This is a genomic window from Streptomyces thermospinosisporus, assembly GCF_039526425.1.
GTDB lineage: Bacteria > Actinomycetota > Actinomycetes > Streptomycetales > Streptomycetaceae > Streptomyces > Streptomyces thermocarboxydovorans.
Genome location: NZ_BAAAIZ010000030.1, coordinates 120132 through 139731 on the forward strand (window position 1 = coordinate 120132; position 19600 = coordinate 139731).

The following is a 19600-nucleotide window of genomic DNA, read 5'->3' on the forward strand; positions in this document are numbered from 1 at the left end:
CCGGTGTCCGCGGTCCTCGCGGACGGGGGAGCCGGCTGCCCCGTGTCCGGCGCGTGACCCACGTGCCGGATGTGCGCGTCGGGCCCGGGGAACACCAGCGTCACCTCGTCGGTGTCCGACCAGCGCACGTCGTACGGAGGTGTGCCGTCGGCGTGGTGCAGCCCGACGATCTCACCGTCGCGCCGGACGGCGCCGGTGGCCGGACTCTCGACGACGAGTTGATCGCCGAGGTGTGCTCGCATGATCAGGCCCTTTCCTCGCGCCGCAGGCGCTCAGCCGCGGATCTCGATCCGCTGCGGCTTGCTCTTCTCGGCCTTCGGGACGCGCACGGTGAGGATCCCCTCGGTGAGTTCGGCACCGATGTGCTCCGTGTCGACGTTGCTCGGCAGGGCCATGCGGTACTCGAACCGGCCGACGCGGCGGGTGTTCCGCCGGATCACGCCTGCGCGTTCCTTCTCCTTGATCTCGCCGTGGATCGCCAGCTCGCCCTCGCTGACCTCCACGGTGATCTGATCCTTCTTCACCCCCGGCAGCTCGAGCTCGACCAGGTAGGCGTCCTCGGTCTCCTCGACGTCGGCCGCCGGCATCCACGCGTCGGACCCGCCGTTCTCGGGGAAGCCGGCTCCCGGGAAGGGGAAGGTGGTGCGCAGAAGGTGATCCATCCGCGCCTGCAGATCCTCCAGCTCCCGCAGGGGGTTCCAGACGGTCAGCGGGTTGTGCTGGGTGGGCTGCGTCATGTTTGTTCCTCCTCGTTGCGAGTGGGCCTTCTCAAGGCCGGCTTGCAGGTACCGCCCGGGCCGGGTGCTCCCGGCCCTCACCGGTGGAAGCGGGCCGCCCATTCGGGCTCCACCGCACTCCACTCGGCCTCCCACTGCGCGTACCGCCGCCGGTCCAGTGCCGCGCGCAGCAGTGCGTGTGCCGCACTGGTCGCGGCCACCACACCGAGCGTGGTCAGACCTCCCGTGAACAAGGCGTTGGCCATCGCCTGCATGTCGGTCATCGGCGGGCTGGTGACGTAACCGTCCCGGTCGACCCACACCTTCACGGTGGCCCCCTTGGGGGTGTCGGCGTCGACCAGGGCGGTGCCCGTACGGACGGTGCCGTCCTCCTCGGACCAGCGGACCTGTGCCTGCTGTTTGGCCCCGTGGTACGCGTCCACGGTGCCGGAGATCAGCTCGGCACTGACCTGCTGCCGATCGGCCGCCTGGACCTGCACGGTGTGCATCGCCCTTTCGTACGCCGCCGTGCCCGCGGCGATGGCGGCCAGCGGCATACCGGCGACGAGGACCAGCAGCAGGGCACGGCGGAGCCAGGCCTCCACCCGGTCCGACGTCCGGATCAACGGGTTCCTGCCCTTCGGCGCGGGACCCTCGGGCGCTGGCCGCCCGGACGCGTGCGGTGGCTGTGCTGCACTCATCGTCCGGCCTCCACAGGAAAGCTGATCGTCCGGCCTCCAGTGGGAAACTGGCGGTTTTTCCTTTTCCACCACCATCGGACAGATGAGACGTCGGTCACAGGGCCGAAGGTCCCTGGCCGAGAGCCGGCCGGCCTCGGGGGTTGCCGTCCCGGCCGGGGAAGGAGACGGTTGAGACGAGGTGGCGAGGGAGTGAGCAGCGATGCGAGGACTCGTCTACCACGGTCCCGGGCGGATCTCCTGGGACACCGTTCCGGATCCCTCGGTCCAGGAGGCCACCGACGTCCTGGTACGCGTCGAGGCGGCCGCCGTCTGCGGCAGCGACCTGCACATCCGCCGAGGCGAACTGCCCGAGGTGCGGCCGGGGACGGTCCTCGGCCACGAGGCCGTCGGCGAGGTGATCGAGGCCGGTCCCGAGGTGCATGACCGGCGGCCGGGGGACCAGGTGATCGTCTCGTCCGTCTCCGGCTGCGGACGCTGCGCGCCGTGCCGCGACTCCCGCTACGGGCAGTGCCGCGGCGGCGGGGGATGGGTCCTCGGCAACGTCATCAACGGGACCCAGGCCGAGTACGTGCGCGTCCCCTTCGCCGATTACGCCACCCACCGCCGGCCCGCCCACCTCTCCCTCGACGACGCCGTCCTGCTCGCCGAGGTCCTCCCCACGGCCTACGAGGTGGGGGTCCGCAAGGGACGCGTCGGCCCCAAAGACACGGTCGTGATCGTGGGCGCGGGCCCGGTGGGACTCGCCGCCGTGTCCGTCGCCCGCCTCTACGCACCCCGGCGGATCGTCGCCGTGGACCTGTCCGACGCCCGGCTGCGGGCCGCGCTGCGCCTCGGCGCCGACGCCGCCCAGCTGCCCGGACGGCTGCTCGCCGACCTCTCCGACGGGCCGGGAGCCGACGTGGTCATCGAGGCGGCGGGCGACCCCGACAGCTTCCTGCTGGCCACCCGCGCGGTCCGCACGGGCGGGCGCCTCGCCAACATCGGCCACCACGGCAAGCCGGCCACGCTGCACCTCGAGTGCCTGTGGCGCAGGAACGTGACGATCAGCACCGGCCAGGTGGACACCTCCTCCACGCCCTGGCTGATCGACCTGCTGTCCCTGGGGCGCCTGACGGTCTCCCCGCTGGTGACGCACCGGTTCGGCCTCGACCGCGCGGAGGACGCCTACGACACCTTCTCCAGCGGTCCCGACACCGGCGCGCTGAAGGTGGTGCTGCACCGGAGGACGCGGGAGGCCGAGCGCCAGGAGACGGGACGGGAGCTGGCGTCGGCGTAGGGCCGGTGACCGGCGTCGGCGTACGGCCGGGCGGCGCAGGTCCGGTTCACGGGGTGCGGAGGCGGGCGGCGAGCAGGGCGATGTCGTCCTGCAGGTTGTCGACGCGTGCCGCCAGCAGGGCGTCGCACAGGGTGTCGAGCGGGAGGACGGCGTGCCGGGCCGCGACATGGGCGGCGGTGCGCATGCCCTCGGTGAGGGACTGGCCGCGGTGTTCGATCAGCCCGTCCGTGTGCAGCAGGACGGTCGCACCGGGCGGCAGGACCACCTCGTGATCGGGCCGCAGCAGGTCCGGATCGACGCCCAGGGGATGACCGCCCGCCTCGCCCTCCAGATAACGGGCCTGGTGATCCGTCGTGACCAGGAGGGGCGGGACATGGCCCGCCTGGGCCCAGCGCATCAGACGGCTGCCGTCGGCGGCGGGGGCCTCCAGACGTGCCACCACCACCGTGGCCATCGGTCCGCCCTGGATGTCGTGCAGGAGCTCGTCCAGATGCCCCAGGATGCGGCTGGGCGGCCCCTGCTCCTGGTAGGCGATCACCCGCAGGGCGTTGCTGATCCGGCTCATCAGAGTGGCCGACTCCAGGCCGTGGCCCATCACGTCGCCCACCATGAGGCAGGGGATGCCGCCGGGCAGATGGATCAGGTCGTACCAGTCGCCGCCGATGCGGGGCGCCCGGGTGGAGGGCTCGTAGCGGGCCTGCAGGCCGAGGCCCGGCAGATCGGGCAGGCGAGGCAGCAGGCGGCGCTGGAACTCCTCGGTGGCCCGGCGCAGTTGCTCGAACAGGCGGGCGTTCTCGATGGCCACGCCCGCGGCGCTCGCCAGGGCCGTGACGATCTCCTCGTCGTCGTCCGTGAAGGGGCTGCCGCCCTTCTTGTCGGTGAGGTAGAGGTTGCCGTAGACGGTGCGGCGCACCACGATCGGCACGCCCAGCATCGTCTTCATCACCGGATGCCCCTCGGGGAAGCCCGCCGTCCGGGGATGCGAGTCGAGGTCGTCGACCCGTATCGGCTCGATACGCCGGACCAGGTCACCCAGCAGTCCCGTCCCGTGGGGAAGCTCCGGGTCCCCCTGCTCCCGGTACCGGTCCGCCCCGAACCCGGAGGTGATCAGCTCGACGAACTCTCCCTCGTCGTCCAGGACGCCGATGGCGGCATAGCGCGCGTCGACCAGCTTGCGGGCCGAGTCGGTGATGGCGTTCAGCACCACGTCCAGTTCCAGGGCGCTGCCGATGGTCACCACGGCGTCCAGCAGCGCCCGTAGACGCCCGTGGGCGCGGGCCAGCCGCTCCAGACCGGCCTGGAGCTGGTCCAGGGCCTCGTCACTCATGAGCGGCGGCACGTCACCCCTGGTCCCGTCCTCGCCGGCGGAAGGCGTCATACCCTCTCCTCACCTGCCACTGCGCCCGGATCTCACCCGGTAGCCAGTCTCACCCGCCCCGGGTACCCGCCCACGCGCATCCGGCGCACGCGTGTGGGACGGCGGCTTCGGTGGGACCTGTCAGCCAGTGTCCACCGATCCGGCCGGCCCGGCGAGCAGAGGAGCAGCACGTGGGACGAGGCAAGCGGTACGCCGTCGCCGCCTCCGGCCAGTGGACCGACCAGGAGGAGGGCCGGCGCAGACTGCCCGCCGGCGAGGTCCACGCCTGGGAGCCGGGGCGCAACGAGACCGTGTGCGGGCTGTCCCTCAGCCGCTCGCAGCTCACCCGCTTCTCGCACGTGACCTGGCCCGATGTCTTCCCGGAGTCCGGCGGCGCGGCCGACCGGGTGCAGCGGGTGTGCCGCCGCTGCGCCGCAGCCGCCGGACGCCGGGGCGCCGACGCCCGCCCCCGGTGGCGCCGCATCCGCCCGCGCCCCTGAACACCCTGCGGTCGCTGTTGTGACAGGTCGGGGCCGGCTGATGATCAGGGCACCCGGCCGGTGATCAGGGCAGGGTGCCCCGGCCGGTGACCAGTGCGGTGACGGCGGGCAGACCGCCCTGGGACAGGGCGGAGCGCTGCCGGTCGGCGCCGGTGCCGTTCTGCAGCAGCCGGTGCACCAGGGCCGTCACCTGCCGGGTGTCGTCGGCGGCGTCCAGTGCGGGAGTGACGTGGCGCAGCAGCTCGTACAGCATCTCCCCGGCCCGCCGCTGCCGGCCCGAGGGATCGACCAGGGTGGTGCTCAGGCCATGGCGGGCCGCGTGCCACAGGCTCGCCTGCAGCAGCTCCTGGTCGCAGTCGAGGACGGGCGCGCCGGCTGCGGTCTCGGCCAGCGCGGTCTCCACCAGGGCGCGGGCGAGGCCGGCCACCATCACCGCGTCGTCCGCGCGCAGCTGCACATCCAGGCACCGCAGCTCGACGGTGAGGTGCTCGGCCGACAGCCGGGCCTGCCAGTACAGCTGCCCGGTGTCCGAGATCAGCTCGCTGTCCTGCAGCTGCCGCACCCGCCGGTCGTGGTCGGCGAGGTCGGTGAAGCGCGGGGGCATGCCGCTCACCGGCCAGCGGCCGGAGATCACGGTGCGCCAGCTGGCGAAGCCGGTGTCGTGACCATCCCACAGCGGGGAGTTCGCGGAGAGCGCGGTGAGGGTCGGCAGCCACACCCGGATCCGGTTCAGCACCTGCACCCCGGTCTCCCGGCTGGGGACGCCGATGTACACATGCATGCCGTTGACCAGCTGCTCCGCCACCAGCTGGGGCGCCCGGGCCAGCAGGGCCCGGTAGGGGGCCTGGTCGGTGACGGCCATGGGGTGCCCGTGCCGCAGCGGGGGTGTGCCGCAGGCCGCGATCCGGCAGCCGTGCGCCTCGGCGGCCGCGCCGACCGCGTGCCTGAGCCGCAGCAGATGCCCGCCGGCCTCCTCCAGCGTTCCGCACACCGGGGTGGCCACGCTCACCTGCGCCTGCAGCAGCTCGCTGTGCACCTCCTGGTCGGCCACCAGATGCCCCAGGCCGGCCGTGGCGCGCACCTTGTCCGCCAGGGGTACCGGCAGACCCGTGACCGGGTCGAGCAGCAGGTACTCCTCTTCGACACCGATCGTCGTCATCGACAGCCCTCATGTTCCGCCCGGCCGTGCCGCCGGACTGGCTCCCGATGCGCCCGGCCGGTGCATCGCACCGCGAGAACTCCTCACGGGAGTCACCCGCGGCCCCCGAGTGCCGCACCCGGTCGCGCCGTAAACCCCGGCCGGCCGCCGCGTCGCCGCACCGGGCGATCAGACGGTGCCGGCCGCCTGCTCGTCCTGCGCGCGAGTGAGACGGGCCAGGCACAGCGAGGGCTCCACGAACGGCTCCAGCCGGTCCACGCTCACGGGCGCGCGCACCTCCTTCAGGACACCCCGCATCAGCCCCAGATGCAGCGAGCACACCACCTCGCGGTGCTCCGCGGCGATCTCGCGGAACGGGCAGTGGTGCAGCGGGATCACCGGGTCCGGCCGCTCCTGGACGGAGCCGGGCGCGAAGCCGACGTCGGTGAGCACCCGGGTCAGCCGCCGGACCGCCTCGTCGTGGCCGACGCGCCGCGACGGCGGGGGAGTGTCGGCGAGATAGCGGCCCCAGGCCTCGCCCGCGGCGACCGCGGACTGCGCCGGCTGCGGCAGGGCCTCGGTGACCAGGCCGGTGAGCATCCGGGCGAGCAGACGGTAGCTGCGCCGGCCGGCCGGCATCCGGGAGGCGACGGCACGGTAGACGGCCCGGGGCCTGCCCGGCCGCCCGCCCCCCTCGGTGCCGCGCTCGGCGAGGCCTTCCTTGACGAGGGTGTCCAGATGGAAGCGGGCGGTGTTGGCGTGCAGCCCCGTCCGCTCGGCGATCTCCCGCACACCCAGCCCTTCGGGCGAGGCGCGCAGCACGTCGAGCACCTGCGCCCGGCTCTCACCCGCCACGGGCGCGCCGACCGGGTCCTGCAACGTCCGCTCGCTCACCCTGCCGATTTTACACAGCTGGATCGTAGAAACAGACCCCTGTCAAGCGGGCGCAGGGCCTCGCTTTCCCGCTCAAGGACCCCACCCGCGCGGCGAATTATTACAGATATAGTCGTAGAAACTCGGCTCCCGGTACGGCAGAGAGGCGACGCATCCATGAACACCACGTCGGCCGCGGCAGCGGGCGCGGTCGTGTTCGTCTGGCTCGGCATGGTGCTGGCGATCTCCTTCCTGGAGGCGCCCCTGAAATTCCGCGCTCCCGGGGTCACCATCCGGATCGGGCTGGGCATCGGCCGCCTGGTCTTCCACGCGCTGAACCTCGCGGAGGCCGTCCTGGCCGCCGCCGTCGTCATCGCGGTGGCCGTCGGCGGCCCGCCGGCCGCGGTCGTGGCACTCACCGCGGTGGTGGCCGGGCTGCTGCTCGTGCAACTCGGCGTGGTGCGCCCCCGGTTGAACCGCCGGTCGGACCGGGTCCTGGCCGGCGAGGACCTGCCCCGCTCGCGCGCCCACTGGTACTACGTGGCCCTGGAGATCGCCAAGGTCGCCGCTCTGCTCGCCCTGGGGATCACGCTGCTCGCCCAGTAGCGCCGCCGCCCCGGGAATTCTGATGCGTTCCGGCGTCACGCTCGGCAGACTCGCGGGCATGACCGAGAAGATCACGCGTATCAATCCCGAGCAACTGCACAAGACGCCCGGCTACCACCACATCACGGTGGTGGAGGCCGGGCGCACGGCCCACCTGGCGGGACAGTGCCCGCTCGACCGGAACGGCGACCTCGTCGGTGCCGGTTCCCTCGAGAAGCAGGTCGACCAGGTGGTGGCGAACGCGCTCACCGCCCTGGCGGCTGTCGATGCCGGACCACACCACGTGGTGCGGTCGGTGATCTATGTGCGGAGCGACGAGCGGGAGATGCTCGCGACCGCATGGCGCCGGCTCACCGAGTCCGGACTGGGTCCGGCGTTCACCACCGCCAGCACGCTGCTGGGCGTGGCCCAGTTGGGCTTTCCCGGACAGCTCGTCGAGGTGGACCTCACCGTGGCGCTGCCGGACTGACGTCGCGTCAGGTCCTGGGACGTGCCGAAGGGCCCGGGCGGGTGCGGGCCTGTGGGGGCGTCAGGGGACCGTGGTCCTTGCCGCACACGATCACTGCCTGGAGCGGTTCGCCGCAGTCGGCGTGGCGGACCTCCAGCGGCGGGCCCTCGGGGTCCGCCGCGTAGCGGTCGCCCCACTGCTTGAGCGCGATCATCGCGGGCCACAGGTCCCAGCCCTTGCGGGTGAGCCGGTACTCGCGCCGGGTCCTGCTGCCCGGCTCCCGGTAGGCGACGGTCTCCAGGATCCCGGAGGCCACCAACTTGCGCAGCCGGTTCGCCAGTACGGCTTCGGAGAGCCCGACGTGCCGCCGGAAGTCGTCGAAGCGCCGGACGCCGTTCATGGCGTCCCGGAGCAGCAGCAGCGACCACTTCTCGCCGACCAGCTCCAGCGTCCGCTGGACCGTGCAGTTCTCGGTGCTCGTCTCCAGCCAGTTCATGGGCATGGGCCCATCCTAGGCTGGCTTCGATATTGACAGCCAGCTGTCTGTCCATCTAGCTTCATATTCTGAAGTCAGATCGGCGGCGAGCGGAGGCGGGAGCGGGTATGCGCAGGTCACGGACGTACGACTGGGCGGACCCCGCGGTCTGCGCCGAAGCCGTTCCTCATCACAGCGGTCTCGGCTTCATCCGGAAGATGCTGGACGGGGAGCTGCCCGCCCCGCCGGTCGCCGCCACCCTGGGCATCACGCTCGAGGAAGCCGAGTACGGCCGGGCGGTCTTCGCGCTGGTGCCGGGCGAGGAGCACTACAACCCGATCGGCAGCGTCCACGGCGGCGTCTACGCCACGCTCCTGGACTCGGCGGCCGGCTGCGCGGTGCAGACCGTGCTGCCGCAGGGCATGGGCTACACCTCGCTCGACCTGACCCTGAAGTTCCTGCGCCCCATCACCGTCGACACCGGGAAGGTCCGCGCCATCGGCACCGTCCTCAACTCCGGGCGCCGCACCGCCCTGGCACAGGCGGAGCTGCGCGACTCCGAGGACCGGCTGCTGGCCCACGCGACCAGCAGCTGCATGCTCTTTCCGGTCCCGGCGCGCTGAGGTGCGTGCCTCGGCGAGGGGCATGTTGCTGTGCCGGGTCGTGCGAGTGGGCCGGAGGGCCGCCTTCGCTCCGGCCGAAGGGGCCGGCGGCCGGTGTCCAGGCGGCCGAAGCACCGGCGGGCCGTGTCCAGCTCGGCCGAAGGGTCCGGCGGATGGTGCTCAGCTCGGCCAAAGGGTCCACCGGGCCGTGCTCAGCCCGCCGTCAGCCGCCACAGTGAGGTGACTTCCGCCTTGCGGGCCTCGTGCAGCGGGTCGGCCGGGTCCTGGGCGCGGGGGTGCAGCGGCCGGGCGTCGAGGCGTCCCGCCACCGTCAGGCCGGCCCGGGTGAACAGGTCGGTCAGCTCGGTGGGGGCGCGCAGTCCGAGGCGCTCGGCGAGGTCGGAGATGATGAGCCAGCCCTCGCCGCCCGGTTCCAGATGGGCGGACAGCCCGGCGAGGAAGCCGTGGAGCATCCGGCTTCCGGGGTCGTACACCGCGCGCTCCAGCGGCGTCCGGGCCCGGCCGGGGAGCCACGGCGGATTGCAGACGATCAGGGAGGCCCGGCCGTCGGGGAACAGATCGGCCTGGCGGATCTCGACGGTGGCGGACGCGCCCAGACGGTCGATGTTCTGCTGCGCGCAGGCCAGGGCGCGGGGATCGAGGTCCGTGGCCACGACCTGCCGGACGCCGCGCCGGGCCAGGACGGCGGCGAGCACACCCGTGCCGGTACCGATGTCGAAGGCCGTGTCCGGTGACGGCAGCGGTGCCTCGGCCACCAGGTCGACGTATTCGCCGCGCACCGGGGAGAAGACCCCGTAGTGCGGGACGACCGACGCGCCGAGCGCCGGCACCGGGACGCCCTTGCGGCGCCATTCGCCCGCCCCGAGGACGCCCTGCAGCTCGCGCAGCGACACCACATACGGTTCCTGACACGGCCCGTACGCCTGCTCGCAGGCCAGGCGCACGTCCGGGGCCCGGCGCAGGGGGATCACATGCCCGGCCTCCACGGGCAGGAGCAGCATGCCCAGGATGCGTGCACGTCTCGACTGGGCCTGGCGGTACAGATGGAAGCTCTGCTGCGGTGAGGCTCCGCGTTTCGGGGGCTTCCGGTCGGCGCGCCGCGCCATCGCGCTCAGCAGCTGACGGGCGTTGTGGAAGTCGCCGCGCCACAGCAACGACGTTCCCTCGCAGGCGAGGCGGAAGGCGGTGTCGGCGTTCATCCGGTCGTCGGCCACCAGCACCTGTTTCGGAGGCGGTCCGCCGCTCTCCGACCGCCACCGGGCGCAGTGCTCCCTCCCCGAACCGTCGAGCCAGCGAATGCTCTGGTCGTCGCTCACCGCTTCATCATCCCCCGCGCGCCGCCGCCCGTTGACCATCCGGACCGACTGGTCCGTCCAGTCCGTCAGCTCCGTCAGCTCCGTTCAGTCCGTCAGGTCCGTCCGGGGCGTTCGCGCCGGACGGCCAGGACAGCCCGGTCGTCGGTCGCCGGCCCGCCGGTCCACCGTCGCACATCGGCCAGCACCGCGCCGACGGCCTCGCGCGCGGCGGAGTGCCGGTCCTGGTCCCTCGGTGCTCGACGGGCAGATCGCGACCATCCGCTCGGTCATCAACCCCGAAAAGCTCGGCCACCTCGGTCCGGTCGCCGACGCCTGGGCCGTGGACCGGGAAGTGAGGCAGGCCCGCAATCAGAAGCAGTGACTTCCCGAGCAGCAGGGCCCCGGACGCGGGCGTGCAAAATGCCGGACGAAAACCGCCTTCGCACGGTCCGTCTGTACGATGCTCGGGCGTCATGCTTGACCTTCCTCGCCAGAGGCGGGGTGCCGGATCACCTGCTCGCCATGGGGGCCGGGCACACGAACGTGAAGTCGACGAGGAGCGACGAAAAGTTGTGCGTGAAGCCGGACGTGGCGGGCCTGCCTCCGGCAGCGGAGGCATGGGGAGGTCTCGCGGGGGACGTGTGACAGTGTGTGACAGATGAAGGTGTGAACCCGTGACCGAAGCCAGGACCGAAACGCTGCAATACCGCTTTGACGGGCCGGAACACCTCCCCGTACTGATCCTGGGCCCTTCCCTCGGCACCACCTGGCACATGTGGGACCGGCAGATCCCCGAGCTGACCAAGCAGTGGCGGGTCATGCGGTTCGACCTGCCGGGGCACGGCGGCGCCCCCGCCTATCCGGCCGACTCCGTCGGCGAGCTCATGGAACGGCTGCTCGCCACCCTCGACGGGCTCGGCGTGCAGCGGTTCGGGTACGCCGGGTGCGCGCTCGGCGGGGCGATCGGGACCGAGCTGGCGCTGCGGCACCCCGAGCGGGTCGCCTCCCTGGCGCTGATCGCCGCCTCGCCCCGCTTCGGCACCGCCGACGAGTTCCGCCAGCGCGGGGTGATCGTGCGGACCAACGGCCTGGACCCGATGGCCCGCACCGCACCCGACCGCTGGTTCACCGGCGGTTTCGCCGCCGCGCAGCCCGCCATCACCGAGTGGGCCGTGCAGATGGTGCGCACCACCGACCCCGGCTGCTACATCGCCGCCTGCGAGGCCCTCGCCTCCTTCGACGTCCGCGCCGAGCTGGGCCGGATCGGTGTGCCGACCCTGGTGCTGGTCGGCTCCGAGGACCAGGTCACCGGGCCCGCCGAGGCCCGCACGCTGGTCGCCGGCATCCCCGACGCCCGGCTCGCCGTGGTGCCCGGCGCCTCCCACCTGGTGCCGGTGGAGCAGCCCGCCGCCGTCACCGACCTGCTGGTGCGGCACTTCTCCACCGCCTGGCAGCCCGCCGTCGAGTACGGCACCGGCCAGACCGCCCTCCCCGCCGGCGCCGCCCAGCCGGCCCTGGCCGCCGTGCCGCCGCAGACCGGCCCGGTCGGCGAGATCGCCCCGGCCGCACCGGACCCGCAGACCTGCGGACGGCCCGATCCGTACGACGCCGGGCTCAAGATCCGCCGCGAGGTGCTGGGCGACGCCCACGTCGACCGGGTGCTCGCCGAGGCCGACGACTTCTCCGCCGACTTCCAGGAGCTCGTCACCCGCTACGCCTGGGGCGAGGTCTGGGACCGGCCCGGCCTCGACCGGCGCGCCCGTAGCTGCGTCACGCTCGGCGCCCTGCTCGCCGGCGGCCATCTGGACGACCTCGCGGTGCACGTCCGTGCCGCCCTGCGCAACGGCCTCACCCCCGCCGAGATCAAGGAGGTCCTGCTCCAAGGCGCGGTCTACGCCGGCATCCCGGCGGCCAACCGCGCGTTCCGCATCGCCCAGCAGGTGGTCCTGGAGGAGACGACCCCGCAGGAGTAGCCGCCGGCGAGGGGAGGCGGGGCCGGGCGCGGCCACCGGAGGACGGGGCCGCCGCGCGGAGGTTCGGTCACGCAACGCCCGGGAGGGCGATGCAGGATGGACCCATGAAGCTCACGAAGAAGTCGCACTCCTGCGTCCGGCTGGAGAAGGACGGACGGGTGCTCGTGCTCGACCCCGGAGGGTTCAGCGAGGAGGACGCCACGCACGGTGCGGAGGCGATCCTGGTCACCCACGAGCATCCCGACCACTTCGACGAGGGGCGGCTGCGGGCCGCGCTCGAGGCCGACCCCGGCGTCCAGGTGTGGACGCTGAAGTCCGTCGCCGACCAGCTCGCCCCGGCGTTCCCCGGCCGCATCCACACCGTCGGCCACGGCGACACCTTCAGCGCCGCCGGATTCGACGTGCAGGTGCACGGCGAGCTGCACGCCGTGATCCACCCGGACATCCCGCGCATCACCAACGTCGGCTACCTCGTCGACGGCGGCGCCCTCTTCCACCCCGGCGACGCCTTCACCGTGCCCGACCAGCCGGTGGAGACGCTGATGCTGCCGGTGATGGCCCCCTGGAGCAAGGTCGCGGAGGTCATCGACTACGTCCGCGAGGTGCGCCCCCGGCGCGCCTACGACATCCACGACGCCCTGCTCACCGACCTCGCCCGCCCGATCTACGACCGCCACATCGGCAACCTCGGCGGCGCCGAGCACTTCCGGCTCGACCCCGGAGCCTCGGCCGACCTCTGAGAAACCGCACGTCAGGGGCGTGGGGCGGGCGGTGGTCGAGCGTTGTCGGACCCTCCGGGTAGGTTGTGAGACATGCGCATCGCGACCTGGAACGTGAACTCGATCACCGCCCGCCTGCCGAGGCTGCTCGCCTGGCTGGAGAGCAGCGGCACGGACGTGCTGTGCCTGCAGGAGGCCAAGGTCGCCGAGGAGCAGTTCCCGGTCGAGCAACTGCGCGAACTGGGCTACGAGTCGGCGGTCCACGCCACCGGCCGGTGGAACGGCGTGGCGGTGCTCTCCCGCGTCGGCATCGAGGACGTCGTCAAGGGGCTGCCCGGCGACCCCGGTTACGACGGCTCGGTGGAGCCGCGCGCCATCTCCGCGACCTGCGGCCCGGTCCGCGTGTGGTCGGTGTACGTGCCCAACGGGCGCGAGGTGGACCACCCGCACTACGCCTACAAGCTCCAGTGGATCGAGGCGCTGAAGGCCGCCGTCGCCGGGGACGCGGCGGGCGACCGCCCGTTCGCGGTGCTCGGCGACTACAACATCGCGCCCACCGACGACGACGTCTACGACCGGGCCGCCTTCGAGGGCTCCACCCATGTCACGCCCGCCGAGCGCGCCGCCCTCGCCTCGCTGCGCGAGACCGGCCTCACCGACGTCGTCCCGCGCCCGCTGAAGTACGACCGCCCCTTCACGTACTGGGACTACCGCCAGCTCTGCTTCCCCAAGAACCGGGGCATGCGCATCGACCTGGTGTACGGCAACGAGCCCTTCGCCAAGGCGGTCAAGGACGCCTATGTGGACCGCGAGGAGCGCAAGGGCAAGGGCGCCTCCGACCACGCCCCGGTCGTGGTGGACCTGGACGTGTAGGCGGGCCTCGACGTGCAGGTGGGCCCGGAGGTGTAGCGGGCTACGGCCCGGCCGCCAGCTCCCGCAGGTCCACCGAGCCGGCCAGCGCCGCGTAGCCCGCGTCGCCCGGATGCAGATGGTCGCCGCTGTCGTAGGCGGGCAGCATCCGGGCCGGGTGCTCCGGGTCGCGCAGCACCGCGTCGAAGTCCAGCACACCGTCGAAGACGCCCGAGGAGCGGATCCACGCGTTCACCGCGACCCGCCCCGCGTCGACGGCGGCCGTGCAGCGCGACTCGCCCTCGCAGGGCAGCAGCGTCGTCCCCAGCATCCGCAGGCCCCGCTCCCGGCCGCGCTCCACCAGCTCGCGCAGACCCTCGATCACCTCGTCCGGCGACCAGCCCCACCGCAGATCGTTGACGCCCATGAACACCACCGCGGTACGGGCCGAGGTCTGGGCGAGGACGTCCCGGTCGAAGCGGTGCAGCGCGCTCACCCCGGCGACGTCGGAGGACGCCCCGTCGCCGGGATACCGGTCGGAGAGCACACGGTTGCCGGAGATCCCGTGGTTGAGCACCCCGTAGCGGGGCACCGTGTGCTGGGCGCGCAGCCGGTCGGCCAGTACGTCGGTCCAGCGCCGGCTGGCGTCCGGCGTCGACCTGATCCCGTCGGTGATCGAGTTCCCGAGCACCACCACCGAACCCGGGCCGCCCGGGACGTCCACCCCGGTCAGCAGCGGCCAGGTGGTCACCTCGGGCCGGAACGCGTCGGGGGAGCGGTCACCGGTGTGGTCGCCCGGCTCGCTCAGATACGACCGCTGCAGGGCCTCGGCGTGCAGGGGGGCGTCCCGCACCGTGCCCGGAAGGTGGAGGCTCACCAGCAGATCGGTGTCCGCCGGCACCGCGAAGCCCAGCGGGTCGCTGTACGCCTGCGCCCCGGCCGGCACCACCACCCCGGAGCGGCCCCGGAATCTCAGCCGCACCGGTTCCCGGCGGGCCTCGGCGCCGGACGCCCGCACCGCCACCGTCGCCCCGCCGATGCGCACCGGCTCGTCCGCGAAGGTGTTCTCGAACCGCAGCCGGATCCGTGACCCGCCCACCGAGGTGTGCACCACCAGCCGCAGCGTCCGGTCCGTCCACGGGCCCACGCTCGTCCTGCCGGACGTGGACGCCGCCCAACTGCCGGTCCAGCCCTGCGAGATGTCCCGCACCGACAGCGCGAACACATGCAGCCCGCGCGCCCGCGGCAGCCGTACCGAGGCCACGGACCGCCCCGGCAGCAGCGGCACCGTCCGCGCATACAGCCGGGCCCGCTCGGCGAGTTGGCCGTCCTCGGTGTTGACGTGCGGCAGGGCGACGGCCTTCTCGGCCAGGGGGCCGGTCCGCCAGTCGGGCGCCGTCAGCCGGAAGGCGCTGCGGCTGCCGTCGGTGTAGGTGACCGAGCCCGCACCGCCGGTCTCCCCGCCCGCCGTGCCCGCCACCAGGAAGGCGAGGGCGTCGCCGCTCCCGCCGTACAGGCGCACCTGCTGCCCGGAGGCCCGTACGTTGTCCGGCTCGCCCGGGCGGGACCGCGGCCAGGTCAGGCGGGCGCCCTGCACGGTGAGTTCCCGGCCCGGGGTCCAGTCGGCCGCGGTGAGGTCCCGCGCGGACAGGGAGGCGCCGAAGCCGTCGAAGTCCGCCTCGTCCGGGCGTGCGTCCTCGCTGACGGCCACGTTGTCGAAGAGCAGCTCCAGGGGTAACGGGGGCGGGTCGGACGCGGCCCGTACGACCGTCGCCGGCACCAGCCAGGCGCAGGTGGCCGCCAGGACCACGGCCTTACGGATCCATCGGCGCACACCGGCTCCTCCCGTCCCTCCACCCGGCGTGCCGCCATCGGCGCCGGACGCGGACCGCAACGAGAAGCTAGACAGTGTGACCGGGGCGGTCAACGTGCCATGCGCCGACCGGAGGTACAACGGTCCCGGAAGCCGCCCGGCCGGCGGTCCGCGCGCCTGTGGTGCGCGACACGGTCCGAATGACAGGCTGGAGGTATGAACATCCCTTTCCTGGGCCACCGGCACCGGAAGGCGGGGCTGCCCGATCCCGAGGGCATCGCGGAGCTCCTCGCCGAGTGCGACATGCTGCGCTCCCAGGCGTCCCGGGCGGGCGTCCGGCTGGACGACTCCCCGGCCTCCCTGGAGGCGCTGGACCAGCTGGTCCCGGGCTGGCGGGACGACGAGGAGACCCTGACCTGGCTCGGCAACGACGCGGGCCTGTACCTCGGCACCGTCATCGTGCGCACCGTGCCCGGCGCCGCCTGGGAGATCCGCTCCGACGGCCAGCCCGTCGTGCGGCTGGCCTCCGGCCGGGAGTTCGACGTCGTGGACGCGGGACACGCCTGGGCCGCCAGCGGCGTGCCCGAGCTGTCCCAGCTGTACGCCGAGGTCTCGGAGACATGAGGACGCGGGGACGTGAGGAGAAGCGCGCCGGGAAACAGCTGACATAAATACGGCGTAAATACGGCTTATGCCGGAAAAGTGCGTGTCGCTTCGTCCACGCGATCTTGGCTGGATACGTTGCGGCAACCACCGCACGGCTGAGGATGAGTAGGGGTGGTCATGGCCGGCGATCCGCTGATCGAACTGCGTGCTGTCAACAAGTACTTCGGTGACCTGCATGTGCTGCAGGACATCGACCTCGCCGTGGACCGGGGGGAGGTCGTCGTGGTGATCGGCCCGTCCGGATCGGGCAAGTCGACCCTGTGCCGGGCGATCAACCGGCTGGAGACCATCCAGTCCGGCACGATCCTGGTGGACGGGCAGCCGCTGCCGGAGGAGGGAAAGGCACTGGCGCGGCTGCGCGCCGACGTCGGCATGGTCTTCCAGTCGTTCAACCTGTTCGCCCACAAGACCGTCCTGCAGAACGTCTCCCTGGGGCAGGTCAAGGTCCGCGGCCGCAAGAAGCAGGAGGCCGACCGGCGTTCGCACGAACTGCTCGACCGGGTCGGCGTCGCCAACCAGGCGGACAAGTACCCCGCGCAGCTCTCAGGCGGCCAGCAGCAGCGCGTGGCGATCGCGCGGGCGCTGGCCATGGAGCCGAAGGTGATGCTCTTCGACGAGCCGACCTCGGCTCTGGATCCCGAGATGATCAACGAGGTCCTGGAGGTCATGCGGCAGCTGGCCGCCGACGGCATGACGATGATCGTGGTCACTCACGAGATGGGCTTCGCCCGCTCGGCGGCCAACCGGGTCGTCTTCATGTCCGACGGCCGTATCGTCGAGGACCGCACGCCCGACGAGTTCTTCACCCGTCCGGAGAGCGACCGGGCCAAGGACTTCCTCTCCAAGATCCTCAAGCACTGAGCGGCGTGACGCGATTCCATCCGTCCCGCGGTTCCTCGACTACGATGAGCCTTTCGCCGCGGTGGGACAGGGCACTTCGCGACTCGGGCGGGGTGGCCGCCACCGGGCGGGGCCCACCGCCCCCGACCCGCGGGGCGGCGGACCGCATCGGCCAGTCCCGTCCGGCGGCAGCCGGAGATCACTGCTCGCGCAGCGGCACCGTCACATACGACGGGTCGTTCGCCGGCGAGGAGAAGGTCAGCTGCGCGCCGGACGGGTTGTGCTCGATGTAGAGCGGGTCCACCGTGTCGACGACCAGGGCGAGCCGGTGTCCGGCGGGCACGTCGTAGGCCGTGGAGAACAGCTCCAGGTCGACGCCGAACGGCTTGCCGGGCGTGCGCCCGTGGAAGGTGAACGGCGCGTTGCTGACCAGCTTGCCCAGGCCGAGCGGCCCCACGTCGTACAGGTAGGCGACGAGGGTGCCGCTCGGCTTGGTCGGGGTGACGGTGGTGTGCAGCTTCGCCGCCCCCCGTATGTGCTGCGCCGTGCCGTAGCGCTCCGACTGCCAGACCGCGGCCCAGCGTCTGGGCAGCAGCGGCAGGTACGTCATCGGCGGCAGCTGGGCCACCTGGTCGAGGATGCTGGAGAGGAACACGGTCCCGCCGTCGGCGCCGGAGTTGACGTTGGCGCGGATCGTGGTGGAGCCGGCGAGGTCGAACTTGCGGCTGGTGGCGGCCACCGACTTCCAGTCGGGGTAGGTCTCGTAGCCGCCGGAGGAGCGGGGCTTGAGGCGGACGGGGGCCTCGCGGTCGACGCCGTTGACGACGCCCCGCAGATGGTGGTCGAACCAGCGCCGGGTGTCCTGCCAGACGTCGTTGGGCAGCCCCAGCAGTCCGACGATCTCGGGGGTGGCGTGGTCACCGGGGCGCATCTGCAGCCGCTTGGGGCCGGTCAGCTTCTCGTAGAAGTCGGTGTACTGGTTGGGCGGGAAGATGGTGTCGCCCCAGGCGTTGGCGAGCATCACCGCCGTGCCGTTGCGGTTGAGCCGGTCCACATACGTCCCGGGCGAACGTTTCTTCCCCCACTCGAAGATCTCCTGCTCCCGCGAGAGGTTCGAGGCGTAGAAGTCGGCGAAGATGGACCGCAGTTCCTCGCTCTGCCGGCCGGTGACCCGGCCCGCGCCGTCGAGCACCGCGGCGGCCTGCACGGACTGGGTGCGCCCGGGGTAGATCGAGCCGATCAGATCGGCCCAGCCGCTGAGCGCGGCCACCACCTTGACCCGCTCGTCGTGCGCGGCGGCGAGCAGGCTGATCCCGGCGCCGTAGGAGACGCCCGCCATGCCGATGTGCCGCTCGTCGGCGGGAGTGTGGGCGAGCGCCCAGTCGATCACGCGTGAGGCGTCGGCCGTGTCGCGGGGTCCGGCGACCTCGATCTCGCCGCCCGACTGCCAGAAGCCGCGCACGTTGTAGGTGACCACGACGTATCCGGAATCGGCGAGCTGCTGTGCCTGGGCCAGGTACTCGATCTGCGGGAGCCCCCAACTGGTGGGGAGCACGATGAGCGGGTAACGGGTCCTGCCGTCGGCGCCCTTGGGGGTGACGACGTTGGCCTTGAGGACCGTGCCGCCGTCGCCGGTGATGTCGACGAAGCGGACCGGGTTCGGGGCTGCCTGAGCGGTGGGGGCGAGCTGGAGGGCGCTTCCGGCGATCAGGGTCGCCGACACGGCGCCCACGGCGGTCGTGCGCAGGGCCTTGCGATGGGGTCCCACGGTCACTCCTCACTCGTGTCAGTGCAAAGTGACCAGACGGTAACCTTCTCGCCTTACCAGGGGTAACCCGTCGGTGAGTTACGTGCCAGTAACGATTGTTGAATCGTGGCGGACGTCAGGATTCCGAGTGTGCCTTCTGCGCTTTCTGCGCCGCCGGAGCCGGCAGTGGCGTCTGTGCCGCCTTGGTCACGTCCCCGACCAGCTCCACCACATCCGGGCCGTACGCCTGCGAGTTGACCACCTTCAGCAGCAGCACGAAGGAGCGGGCACCGTACTTGCGGGCCAGCCGCTCGTGGTGGCGGGCCAGATACCGGGTGGCGGCCTGGTTGGTGATCGCCCGCTGGCCGCAGAACAGGAACACCGGCCGCGCCTCCCGCCGCTCACCGGCCGTCAGACGGGCCAGGATCACGTACTCGGTGACGCCCGGCTCCAGGCGGTAGCGCTCGCCGCCGATCTGGAAGGCGCCCCTGTCCGGCCCCGCCTCCGGATCCGCATTGACCCGCACCCCCGGCAGCATCGCCGCCATATGGGCGACCAGCCTCCGGTTCGAACCGGGAGCGCCCAGGCAGAACTCCGTGCGCTCACCGAAGCCCTGGTGCACCGCGTCCTGCGTCACCACCTGCACATGCGCCCCGCAGTCCTTCACGATCGCGGCCAGCTCGAGCAGCGAGAACACGTCGAAGCGGTGCACCGCGGGCTCCGGCGAGGCGGCATCGCGGTTGACGACGAGCAGCGACTCGGAGTTCTCCGGCAGTCCGAAGAAGGCCTGCTTGCGGCGGAGCTTCCGATTCCAGAGATATGTACGGGCCATCCAGCCCAGAACGGCACAGATGCCGGCGGCCACCGCGGCCAGAACGATGTTGCGTACGTCGTCAGTCATGGGCGCGCATGCTAGCGGCCCCACACAAACTCGCGTTCGATCCGTACCCGAAATGATGCGAGCGGGGAACCGGGACGATGCCCG

General features: G+C 72.3%; 21 protein-coding genes and 1 pseudogene. 11 read left to right on the plus strand and 11 right to left on the minus strand.

All coding sequences use genetic code 11. The features are described from left to right. From ABD207_RS11975 to ABD207_RS11985, 3 genes are all read right to left on the minus strand, one after another. Positions 1–242: DUF1918 domain-containing protein (locus ABD207_RS11975; protein WP_344012332.1), on the minus strand; the 242-nt coding region annotated here is incomplete at its 3' end. Positions 243–272: 30 nt separating this feature from the next. After that, positions 273–737, minus strand: a complete 465-nt coding sequence (locus ABD207_RS11980) for an Hsp20/alpha crystallin family protein (protein ID WP_344012334.1) — start codon at positions 735–737, stop codon at positions 273–275. A 77-nt stretch (positions 738–814) separates the two neighbouring features. Beyond that, the gene (locus ABD207_RS11985; RefSeq protein WP_425580692.1) at positions 815–1417 is read right to left on the minus strand and encodes an Rv1733c family protein; all 603 of its coding nucleotides are present in this window, start codon (positions 1415–1417) and stop codon (positions 815–817) included. Positions 1418–1616: 199 nt separating this feature from the next. Here ABD207_RS11985 and ABD207_RS11990 point away from each other — a divergent pair, with 199 nt between their 5' ends. Beyond that, the gene (locus ABD207_RS11990) at positions 1617–2693 is read left to right on the plus strand and encodes an alcohol dehydrogenase catalytic domain-containing protein (RefSeq protein WP_344012338.1); all 1077 of its coding nucleotides are present in this window, start codon (positions 1617–1619) and stop codon (positions 2691–2693) included. 46 nt (positions 2694–2739) lie between these two features. Here ABD207_RS11990 and ABD207_RS11995 read toward each other — a convergent pair whose 3' ends face one another. After that, positions 2740–4071 (minus strand): PP2C family protein-serine/threonine phosphatase, encoded by a 1332-nt coding sequence (locus ABD207_RS11995; protein WP_344012340.1) that lies wholly within the window; start codon positions 4069–4071, stop codon positions 2740–2742. 170 nt (positions 4072–4241) lie between these two features. On the opposite strand from ABD207_RS11995, the gene ABD207_RS12000 reads away from it, so the two are divergent. Then, complete coding sequence (locus ABD207_RS12000) at positions 4242–4550, plus strand: hypothetical protein (RefSeq protein WP_344012342.1); 309 nt, start codon at positions 4242–4244, stop codon at positions 4548–4550. Between the two features lie 64 nt (positions 4551–4614). On the opposite strand, the gene ABD207_RS12005 is transcribed toward ABD207_RS12000, so the two are convergent. Together ABD207_RS12005 and ABD207_RS12010 are read right to left on the minus strand one after the other, a co-directional pair. Next, positions 4615–5709: a carboxylate-amine ligase gene (locus tag ABD207_RS12005; RefSeq protein WP_344012343.1), complete on the minus strand. Its 1095-nt coding sequence runs from the start codon at positions 5707–5709 to the stop codon at positions 4615–4617. A 168-nt stretch (positions 5710–5877) separates the two neighbouring features. After that, positions 5878–6582: a helix-turn-helix transcriptional regulator gene (locus ABD207_RS12010; RefSeq protein WP_344012345.1), complete on the minus strand. Its 705-nt coding sequence runs from the start codon at positions 6580–6582 to the stop codon at positions 5878–5880. Between the two features lie 156 nt (positions 6583–6738). Between ABD207_RS12010 and ABD207_RS12015 the strand changes: the two genes are divergently transcribed. Both ABD207_RS12015 and ABD207_RS12020 read left to right on the plus strand, forming a co-directional pair. Beyond that, the gene (locus ABD207_RS12015) at positions 6739–7167 is read left to right on the plus strand and encodes a hypothetical protein (protein WP_344012347.1); all 429 of its coding nucleotides are present in this window, start codon (positions 6739–6741) and stop codon (positions 7165–7167) included. 58 nt (positions 7168–7225) lie between these two features. Next, positions 7226–7636: a RidA family protein gene (locus ABD207_RS12020; RefSeq protein ID WP_344012348.1), complete on the plus strand. Its 411-nt coding sequence runs from the start codon at positions 7226–7228 to the stop codon at positions 7634–7636. A gap of 7 nt (positions 7637–7643) precedes the next feature. Here ABD207_RS12020 and ABD207_RS12025 read toward each other — a convergent pair whose 3' ends face one another. Further along, complete coding sequence (locus tag ABD207_RS12025) at positions 7644–8111, minus strand: winged helix-turn-helix transcriptional regulator (protein ID WP_344012393.1); 468 nt, start codon at positions 8109–8111, stop codon at positions 7644–7646. A 107-nt stretch (positions 8112–8218) separates the two neighbouring features. Between ABD207_RS12025 and ABD207_RS12030 the strand changes: the two genes are divergently transcribed. Next, complete coding sequence (locus ABD207_RS12030) at positions 8219–8713, plus strand: PaaI family thioesterase (protein ID WP_344012349.1); 495 nt, start codon at positions 8219–8221, stop codon at positions 8711–8713. Between the two features lie 191 nt (positions 8714–8904). On the opposite strand, the gene ABD207_RS12035 is transcribed toward ABD207_RS12030, so the two are convergent. Next, on the minus strand, positions 8905–10068 hold the full coding sequence (locus ABD207_RS12035) for a methyltransferase (protein ID WP_425580693.1): 1164 nt from the start codon (positions 10066–10068) through the stop codon (positions 8905–8907). Between the two features lie 193 nt (positions 10069–10261). Here ABD207_RS12035 and ABD207_RS12040 point away from each other — a divergent pair. From ABD207_RS12040 to ABD207_RS12055, 4 genes and pseudogenes are all read left to right on the plus strand, one after another. Continuing rightward, positions 10262–10390, plus strand: a pseudogene (locus ABD207_RS12040) (RNA polymerase subunit sigma-24); the annotation flags it as partial. Positions 10391–10682: 292 nt separating this feature from the next. Beyond that, a complete protein-coding gene (gene pcaDC, locus ABD207_RS12045; protein ID WP_344012353.1) occupies positions 10683–11981 on the plus strand; it encodes a bifunctional 3-oxoadipate enol-lactonase/4-carboxymuconolactone decarboxylase PcaDC in 1299 nt (432 codons plus the stop codon). 104 nt (positions 11982–12085) lie between these two features. Next, the gene (locus ABD207_RS12050) at positions 12086–12721 is read left to right on the plus strand and encodes an MBL fold metallo-hydrolase (RefSeq protein WP_344012355.1); all 636 of its coding nucleotides are present in this window, start codon (positions 12086–12088) and stop codon (positions 12719–12721) included. A 72-nt stretch (positions 12722–12793) separates the two neighbouring features. Continuing rightward, positions 12794–13573: an exodeoxyribonuclease III gene (locus ABD207_RS12055; protein ID WP_344012357.1), complete on the plus strand. Its 780-nt coding sequence runs from the start codon at positions 12794–12796 to the stop codon at positions 13571–13573. A gap of 40 nt (positions 13574–13613) precedes the next feature. On the opposite strand, the gene ABD207_RS12060 is transcribed toward ABD207_RS12055, so the two are convergent. Beyond that, positions 13614–15383 carry an SGNH/GDSL hydrolase family protein gene (locus tag ABD207_RS12060; protein WP_425580694.1) on the minus strand — a complete coding sequence of 590 codons (1770 nt, stop codon included), beginning with the start codon at positions 15381–15383 and terminating at the stop codon, positions 13614–13616. 195 nt (positions 15384–15578) lie between these two features. Between ABD207_RS12060 and ABD207_RS12065 the strand changes: the two genes are divergently transcribed. Together ABD207_RS12065 and ABD207_RS12070 are read left to right on the plus strand one after the other, a co-directional pair. Beyond that, positions 15579–15986: a DUF6278 family protein gene (locus tag ABD207_RS12065; protein WP_344012359.1), complete on the plus strand. Its 408-nt coding sequence runs from the start codon at positions 15579–15581 to the stop codon at positions 15984–15986. A 159-nt stretch (positions 15987–16145) separates the two neighbouring features. After that, positions 16146–16889: an amino acid ABC transporter ATP-binding protein gene (locus ABD207_RS12070; protein WP_344012361.1), complete on the plus strand. Its 744-nt coding sequence runs from the start codon at positions 16146–16148 to the stop codon at positions 16887–16889. 178 nt (positions 16890–17067) lie between these two features. On the opposite strand, the gene ABD207_RS12075 is transcribed toward ABD207_RS12070, so the two are convergent. Then, on the minus strand, positions 17068–18636 hold the full coding sequence (locus ABD207_RS12075; RefSeq protein WP_344012364.1) for a CocE/NonD family hydrolase: 1569 nt from the start codon (positions 18634–18636) through the stop codon (positions 17068–17070). A 115-nt stretch (positions 18637–18751) separates the two neighbouring features. Beyond that, entirely contained in the window at positions 18752–19516 is a 765-nt protein-coding gene (locus tag ABD207_RS12080; RefSeq protein ID WP_344012367.1) for a hypothetical protein, read from the minus strand. Positions 19517–19600: the final 84 nt, after the last annotated feature.

Bases quoted from the DNA above. Each gene is read 5' to 3' on its own strand.
- ABD207_RS12025 (WP_344012393.1), bottom strand. From the start codon at position 8,111: ATGAACTGGCTGGAGACGAGCACCGAGAACTGCACGGTCCAGCGGACG.
- ABD207_RS12005 (WP_344012343.1), bottom strand. From the start codon at position 5,709: ATGACGACGATCGGTGTCGAAGAGGAGTACCTGCTGCTCGACCCGGTC.
- ABD207_RS12080 (WP_344012367.1), bottom strand. From the start codon at position 19,516: ATGACTGACGACGTACGCAACATCGTTCTGGCCGCGGTGGCCGCCGGC.
- ABD207_RS11995 (WP_344012340.1), bottom strand. From the start codon at position 4,071: ATGACGCCTTCCGCCGGCGAGGACGGGACCAGGGGTGACGTGCCGCCG.
- ABD207_RS12050 (WP_344012355.1), top strand. From the start codon at position 12,086: ATGAAGCTCACGAAGAAGTCGCACTCCTGCGTCCGGCTGGAGAAGGAC.
- ABD207_RS12065 (WP_344012359.1), top strand. From the start codon at position 15,579: ATGAACATCCCTTTCCTGGGCCACCGGCACCGGAAGGCGGGGCTGCCC.
- ABD207_RS11985 (WP_425580692.1), bottom strand. From the start codon at position 1,417: ATGAGTGCAGCACAGCCACCGCACGCGTCCGGGCGGCCAGCGCCCGAG.
- ABD207_RS12055 (WP_344012357.1), top strand. From the start codon at position 12,794: ATGCGCATCGCGACCTGGAACGTGAACTCGATCACCGCCCGCCTGCCG.
- ABD207_RS12030 (WP_344012349.1), top strand. From the start codon at position 8,219: ATGCGCAGGTCACGGACGTACGACTGGGCGGACCCCGCGGTCTGCGCC.
- ABD207_RS11990 (WP_344012338.1), top strand. From the start codon at position 1,617: ATGCGAGGACTCGTCTACCACGGTCCCGGGCGGATCTCCTGGGACACC.
- ABD207_RS12035 (WP_425580693.1), bottom strand. From the start codon at position 10,068: ATGGTCAACGGGCGGCGGCGCGCGGGGGATGATGAAGCGGTGAGCGAC.
- ABD207_RS11980 (WP_344012334.1), bottom strand. From the start codon at position 737: ATGACGCAGCCCACCCAGCACAACCCGCTGACCGTCTGGAACCCCCTG.
- ABD207_RS12015 (WP_344012347.1), top strand. From the start codon at position 6,739: ATGAACACCACGTCGGCCGCGGCAGCGGGCGCGGTCGTGTTCGTCTGG.
- ABD207_RS12020 (WP_344012348.1), top strand. From the start codon at position 7,226: ATGACCGAGAAGATCACGCGTATCAATCCCGAGCAACTGCACAAGACG.
- ABD207_RS12070 (WP_344012361.1), top strand. From the start codon at position 16,146: ATGGCCGGCGATCCGCTGATCGAACTGCGTGCTGTCAACAAGTACTTC.